This window comes from Microcoleus sp. CAWBG640 (assembly GCF_020883015.1).
Classification (GTDB): Bacteria; Cyanobacteriota; Cyanobacteriia; order Cyanobacteriales; family Microcoleaceae; genus Microcoleus; species Microcoleus anatoxicus.
The window spans coordinates 1-5,647 of record NZ_JAHRFC010000160.1 but is presented as its reverse complement, the minus strand read 5'-3'; the positions used below and the strand labels follow the sequence as shown (position 1 = coordinate 5,647).

At 42.0% G+C, this 5,647-nt stretch carries 10 protein-coding genes; 4 read left to right on the top strand and 6 right to left on the bottom strand.

Annotation, left to right across the window (positions count from 1 at the left end):
- Positions 1–119: 119 nt before the first annotated feature.
- Positions 120–347 (bottom strand): DUF4926 domain-containing protein, encoded by a 228-nt coding sequence (locus tag AAFP11_RS29495; RefSeq protein WP_341740209.1) that lies wholly within the window; start codon positions 345–347, stop codon positions 120–122.
- Between the two features lie 265 nt (positions 348–612).
- On the opposite strand from AAFP11_RS29495, the gene AAFP11_RS29490 reads away from it, so the two are divergent.
- On the top strand, positions 613–816 hold the full coding sequence (locus tag AAFP11_RS29490) for a type II toxin-antitoxin system HicB family antitoxin (protein ID WP_341740208.1): 204 nt from the start codon (positions 613–615) through the stop codon (positions 814–816).
- Positions 813–1,022: a type II toxin-antitoxin system HicA family toxin gene (locus AAFP11_RS29485; RefSeq protein ID WP_027249129.1), complete on the top strand. Its 210-nt coding sequence runs from the start codon at positions 813–815 to the stop codon at positions 1,020–1,022. The genes AAFP11_RS29490 and AAFP11_RS29485 overlap by 4 nt, the downstream gene beginning before the upstream one ends.
- Before the next feature lie 311 nt (positions 1,023–1,333).
- Here the strand turns inward: AAFP11_RS29485 and AAFP11_RS29480 are convergent, their stop codons facing one another.
- Together AAFP11_RS29480 and AAFP11_RS29475 are read right to left on the bottom strand one after the other, a co-directional pair.
- The gene (locus AAFP11_RS29480) at positions 1,334–1,621 is read right to left on the bottom strand and encodes a hypothetical protein (RefSeq protein ID WP_341740207.1); all 288 of its coding nucleotides are present in this window, start codon (positions 1,619–1,621) and stop codon (positions 1,334–1,336) included.
- Between the two features lie 52 nt (positions 1,622–1,673).
- A complete protein-coding gene (locus AAFP11_RS29475; protein WP_341740206.1) occupies positions 1,674–1,937 on the bottom strand; it encodes a DUF4926 domain-containing protein in 264 nt (87 codons plus the stop codon).
- Positions 1,938–2,240: 303 nt separating this feature from the next.
- Here AAFP11_RS29475 and AAFP11_RS29470 point away from each other — a divergent pair, with 303 nt between their 5' ends.
- Positions 2,241–2,579 (top strand): hypothetical protein, encoded by a 339-nt coding sequence (locus tag AAFP11_RS29470; RefSeq protein ID WP_341740205.1) that lies wholly within the window; start codon positions 2,241–2,243, stop codon positions 2,577–2,579.
- A gap of 134 nt (positions 2,580–2,713) precedes the next feature.
- Here AAFP11_RS29470 and argB read toward each other — a convergent pair whose 3' ends face one another.
- Positions 2,714–3,613 carry an acetylglutamate kinase gene (gene argB, locus AAFP11_RS29465; protein ID WP_341730562.1) on the bottom strand — a complete coding sequence of 300 codons (900 nt, stop codon included), beginning with the start codon at positions 3,611–3,613 and terminating at the stop codon, positions 2,714–2,716.
- Positions 3,614–3,917: 304 nt separating this feature from the next.
- On the opposite strand from argB, the gene AAFP11_RS29460 reads away from it, so the two are divergent.
- The gene (locus AAFP11_RS29460; RefSeq protein WP_341740204.1) at positions 3,918–4,700 is read left to right on the top strand and encodes an HAD family hydrolase; all 783 of its coding nucleotides are present in this window, start codon (positions 3,918–3,920) and stop codon (positions 4,698–4,700) included.
- Between the two features lie 121 nt (positions 4,701–4,821).
- Here the strand turns inward: AAFP11_RS29460 and mreD are convergent, their stop codons facing one another.
- Together mreD and AAFP11_RS29450 are read right to left on the bottom strand one after the other, a co-directional pair.
- Positions 4,822–5,388 (bottom strand): rod shape-determining protein MreD, encoded by a 567-nt coding sequence (gene mreD, locus AAFP11_RS29455; RefSeq protein ID WP_341740203.1) that lies wholly within the window; start codon positions 5,386–5,388, stop codon positions 4,822–4,824.
- The coding region (locus AAFP11_RS29450; protein ID WP_341740202.1) for a rod shape-determining protein MreC at positions 5,385–5,647 on the bottom strand (263 nt) is incomplete at its 5' end. The genes mreD and AAFP11_RS29450, both read right to left, overlap by 4 nt.

Here is a 5,647-nt window from a genome sequence, read left to right as displayed (position 1 = left end):
CATCCATCCGCCCACTCCTCAAAGCTATGCTTTGAGATTGTGAACAGATGGAATCCTCACCTCACACGCCTTTCATCCCACACTAACCGAGGCGGTATAGTGTGGGGATTCCCGTCTGTCTAGCTAACAGTTAAAATTTCATCGTTTCTTAAGGGGTAAATTGCAGAAATAGGAACGATGACAACGGCAATTGATTCCCCAGTAGCACTGAAGATTTCTAGCACGCTACCTTGTTCGCCGTTGCTGGGATGGGGGACATAATCAATGAGGGTGGCTACATCGCCTTTTTTGAGATGATGTTCGGGAAAATCGCAATTTAATGAAACACGCTGGTAGAGGTCAAACATTTGTTGATTTCTCCTTTTTAGGTTTAAGGGCGATAAACTGGAATTTGCCGTCTATTTTACGGTTGAGCCAAATTGTAATTACTGATAAGTTTCTCTTGTTAATGCCGATTAACTCTCCTTCTACACGATAGAAAATTCCATATTCGTTCCCTCTAAAGAGCCAAAAGCGCGATCGCTCCTAAAAACTCAACGACTTACCAATAACATTAGCCAAACTTTAATTGATATTTGCTATGATAGGCTTAACAAATAACTGAATAAATGTATGAAAATTAGAGCAATCATTCATCCAGCAGAAGAAGGTGGCTATTGGGCAGAAGTTCCCGCACTTCCTGGGTGCATCACCGAAGGAGACACCATCGAAGAAGTGATGATTAATTTAAAAGATGCTATTGAGGGTTGGCTCGAAGTTGCTAATAGTTGTGAAGCCATTGCTTCCACAGATAAAATTGTGGAGATTGCGGTATGAAATCTATTTCTGGCAAACAACTTTGCAAAATAGTAGAGCAGAAAGGTTGGGTTTTGAAAAGAATTACTGGCAGTCATCATATCTATGAAAACCCAGAATTAGAGCAAATTTTGTCAATTCCTGTTCACCGCAATCAAGATTTGAAAGTTGGAACCTTGAGAGCTTTAATGAAAATAGCCCAGCTATCTGAGGAAGATTTACTCTGATTGTCAATTCAAGTTTTCGCAGTAATTTGAGGGATATCGTCAAGCAGATGCTTGTCAAGAGTCATAGCTATCTTTCTCCCATATCCCAAATCACCAAAAGCGCGATACGGCTTCTCTAAAGAGCCAAAAGCGCGATACGGCTTCTCCAAAGAGCCAAAAGTGCGATCGCCCTTATTTTCCGAAAGTGCGATCGCCCTTTCCCATCCCTCTCCATATCCGACTCAACCATTTACACCTACAACACTCAACTCATCACACATTTCGGAATTATTTGTTTCATCAATTTTTGCTAACTGTTCACTATTCAAAAATTATTCAAATAAATCAAAAAAGCGCTTCAGTGCATCGGCTTCATCCTCAGAATAAAAAAGAATAATCCGACTCCAAGATTGAGTGTCTGCTTGGTTAAATCGATTCTCTATCCATTCTTGAAACTCCTCAAACTTTGTTTCTTGTTCTGTTATGGGAATACCAAGTTGACGGCGGGCAAAGGTATAACCGTCCCAAAAAACATGAAGATGACTAAGCGATCGCTTCCCCAAGTATAAAGACGATCTTTGCTTGATTTTCCCTAGCAAATCATAATTTTCCCTTGGCACTGCCAGTATAAATTTTTACCTTTTTTATCGCACTTATATTCCGCTCACATTACTAAGCAACTGCAAGTTCATATTGCAGAACTAAAATTTCATTTGCTTTCAAAATAGCCATAGCATATTCAATCCCTTGACTATCACAAAACTCCACTAAATACTGACATTCCTTTCCCGTATCATACACTTCGACAATAGTTCCCACAAGTCCTACTGGCAAACTAGAAACAGATTCGTATTCCGGTTCGACTAGAGTTAATCGCGTATTTGAAATCGGCTTGAGAATCGCCACAGAATCCAAAAGTCTAAAGTTTTTTATCATGGTTTAAGAAAATCGATCTTGATTATAACTTATGCTAAAACCCCGGCAGGCTAATTGTAGTTTAACATAACCTAATTTTTACTTTTCAAAAGTTAAGCTTATTTTACTATTTATGGCGATCGCCCTTTTTTTCCAAATAACCAAAAGGCCGATCGCTTTTCCCATGCTGAATCCCACAGCTCGATCGCCCTTATTTTCCGAAAGTGCGATCGCGCTATAATTTCACCATGGCAACAACTGTCAAATTCAACAGAGCGATCGGTATAATTAAAAAACCAACATCAAATACAGTCAATTAATGCCATGATTGCTAATTCGCCCCTCAAACTGCCTCACTTACCGAACAGCTTACCCAGCGAAGGTTCTGTCCGCATTGAATTAGTAAACGGACTCTTAATATTCAGCGCTTCTATTCAAACCCAGGAACGAATTCAAACTTTAACAGCTCAACAACAAGCATCAAATCTAACTTCCGAAGAACAAACAGAATTGGATGGATATCGAGAATTCATTAGCTATCTAAATTTGGTAAATGAAACCATGAAAAATACTTTTCTATATCCTTTGCGCGGTACAGTTATTGATTATGATGAAACGTTTGAACCTGGGGTTTCGTTGGAAGATTGGGAAGTGTTACAATGATTGTACTAGATACTCATATATGGATTTGGTGGGTTGACAATAACACACGACTGACTCAGAAATGAGGACTTGTCAAAGCTCGATCGCCCTTATTGTCCCAAATAACCAAAAGGGCGATCGTCCGTCAATACATTTTACTTCGTCCCACTATACTCCGAAGCAACAATCATCGATCCAATACCCGAATCGCTGAAAATCTCTTGCAGCAAAGCGTGTTCGAGACGACCATCAATAATATGAGCAGCCTTCACACCTTGAGCTAAACTCCGCACACAACAAGTAACCTTTGGAATCATCCCCCCAGAAACAACCCCAGACTCAATTAACTGTCGAGCTTCTTGAATATCTAACTTCACAATCAGACTTTCTGGGTTGTGATAATCCTCCAAAATGCCAGCAGTATCAGTCATCAAAATCAATTTTTCAGCACCCAAACCAGCCGCAATTTCTCCAGCCACGGTGTCGGCATTAATATTGTAAGATTGACCATTTTCATCCGCCGCCACACTCGACACCACCGGAATATATCCGCTGTTCACCAAAGACTCCAAAATCTGGATTTTCACGCCACTGACTTCACCCACAAACCCAATCCCCTCCCGGCCATCAGGACGAGCTTGAATCAAATTACCATCCTTGCCGCACAAACCCACAGCCTTACCGCCAGCTTGGTTAATTAAGGAAACAATTTCCTTATTTACCTTCCCTACCAAAACCATCTCGACAACTTCCATCGTCGCCGCATCTGTCACCCTCAAACCATTCTTAAATTGGGGCTCAATTCCTAATTTTTCCAGCCAAGTATTAATTTCCGGCCCGCCACCGTGAACCACAACCGGACGCATCCCCACACAGGATAGCAATACAATATCCCGAACTACTTGATCTTTGAGATTGCTATCTTTCATTGCAGCGCCGCCATATTTTACCACAATCGTGCGGCCTGCAAAATGTTGAATGTAGGGCAGTGCTTCCGAAAGCACTTCTACTCGATTAGTTTCTGAATTCCTAACAAAATCGCTTTGTTTGAGCATGGGATAATTACAAATGACGAAAAACTTAAGTCTAAAGTTTAATGGTTAAAGCGGATATCAACAACCACAAAAAGCGCTTTTTGCATGGAATTGATTAAATTTATCGAATTTATCCATGAACAGACCGATCGCCCATCTGCCACAATAGCGAACTCAGCCTGACTAGCCATGCTATCACAGCAATTATCTATTAAAAAATTAATAGGTTTTTTTAATGATGTAACTTAAATTTTTGTATTATAACTTATGACTTTCTTGCTAAAGTAAAGAAATGTATGGCTACTCTTGATTTACTTAAGGTTTTATGTTAATTGCACCCGCTGCGGAATCGGAAAACGCTCAGTACAAGGTACATTCAGAGGCGGAATCGTCCGCCCAAATGACTGTATTTTGCGATTTAGACGGACCGATCGTCGATGTATCCGATCGCTACTACACCACATATAAACAGGGATTAGCAGACACTCAGGCGGTGTATCTGATCCGGGGCATCAACCTCAACCTGGAAATACTCAGCAAACAGCAGTTTTGGCAAATGAAGCAAAATCGGGTGCCGGATACTGAAATTGCCAAAAGTTCGGGTTTGAGTGGAGAAGAAATTGCAGTTTTTCTCGGATGCGTCAGTCGCATTGTCAATCAGCCGGACTTGTTGCACTTAGATCGTATCCAGCCGGGAGTGCAATGGGCGATCGCCCTGCTTCATTCTCGTGGTGTCAGACTGGTATTAGTCACTTTGCGGCCAAAACATCAAGCCGTTCAAATTTTACAGAATTACGGTTTAGCCAGACTGTTTACCAGTATTTGCGGAACTCAGATGGCCGATGCAGCTTATCACAACTATACCGCCTTAAAAACCGAATTATTGGCTGAAGTTGCCGAAGAATTTCAGTCATCTCTAGGTAGTGCTTGGATGATCGGAGATACCGAAGCAGATATCCTGGCAGGACAAGCATTGGGAATACCGACAATTGCCGTTACCTGTGGCATTCGCAGTCGTCATCAACTACAACAATACCAGCCCAGTTTTATCCTCAGCGACTTGATTATTGCCGTTCATCACTTATTAGGTTGCAGAGGACGGGTTTAAGCGCAACTGATATCTCAGGCTGCAACACTAAACCGGGTTTTTTGCGTCCAGGAATGTTGATAAAACCCCGATTTATTTAATAAATCGGGGTTTTGGAGATTTTATTTTTTTTAGCCGTTGTTCACGATTTTTCTAAATTCCTGGTCATTTCCCACAAACGATTCAGGGGAAAATAAAGCACGGGAGCCCAGAGACTGCTGAGAATAGCAGAACACAACGCAATTCGTTGATGATCCATCCAAATGTCCATTAAAGCCCGATCGCCCATGGCAAAAAATTGAATCCCCATCACCGTTTCCGCCAACAAAGCCATCCCAAACACAATTAAGGCGATCGGAATCGGATCTCTCTCCACAATATCCGCCGGAATCGACCAAGTTTTCAGCAAAACAACCGTGAGTACCGCTACAATCACCAAACTCACAGCGTGGCTGGGATGAGGAGCAGTCATCCCATCTTGCAAAAATCCCAAAACCAGCCCCATACAGGCAGCGCCCCAAATTGTGCGTTTCCGCTTAATACTCCAAGCTACCACCCACATTAACAGCCAGTTTGGACTAATACCCAAAAGTTCCATTCCCGGCATACGGGTGGGCAAAATTAGCAAACACAGAAGCACAGAAGTAAAAGTGACGGTGAAGTTAAGAAATTGACGCGATCGCGAAGACATCCGACGTAAAGACTTCATTTTTTCTCAACTCCCCCTTGCGGTGTAGAAGTTGGAGATTCCGAAGCATTTGGGTCTGGTTTCTCTGTTTCCTTAGAATGAGGATACACCACCGCCCACTCCAGAGAATTTATCGGTGCAGAAAACTCAATCGTAGCTTCAGGAGCCGGAGTTTTATTCATATCCACCGAAACCACTTTTCCCACCGGCAAACTAGCAGGAAACAACTGACTAAAAGAAGAAGTTGAAACCACATCCCCAGGTTTAACATTAGGAACAT

Excerpts from the sequence above, each read along its gene's own strand:
- mreD (WP_341740203.1), bottom strand. The coding sequence starts at position 5,388 with ATGAAGTCTTTACGTCGGATGTCTTCGCGATCGCGTCAATTTCTTAAC.
- AAFP11_RS29495 (WP_341740209.1), bottom strand. The coding sequence starts at position 347 with ATGTTTGACCTCTACCAGCGTGTTTCATTAAATTGCGATTTTCCCGAA.
- AAFP11_RS29460 (WP_341740204.1), top strand. The coding sequence starts at position 3,918 with ATGTTAATTGCACCCGCTGCGGAATCGGAAAACGCTCAGTACAAGGTA.
- argB (WP_341730562.1), bottom strand. The coding sequence starts at position 3,613 with ATGCTCAAACAAAGCGATTTTGTTAGGAATTCAGAAACTAATCGAGTA.
- AAFP11_RS29475 (WP_341740206.1), bottom strand. The coding sequence starts at position 1,937 with ATGATAAAAAACTTTAGACTTTTGGATTCTGTGGCGATTCTCAAGCCG.
- AAFP11_RS29470 (WP_341740205.1), top strand. The coding sequence starts at position 2,241 with ATGATTGCTAATTCGCCCCTCAAACTGCCTCACTTACCGAACAGCTTA.
- AAFP11_RS29485 (WP_027249129.1), top strand. The coding sequence starts at position 813 with ATGAAATCTATTTCTGGCAAACAACTTTGCAAAATAGTAGAGCAGAAA.
- AAFP11_RS29490 (WP_341740208.1), top strand. The coding sequence starts at position 613 with ATGAAAATTAGAGCAATCATTCATCCAGCAGAAGAAGGTGGCTATTGG.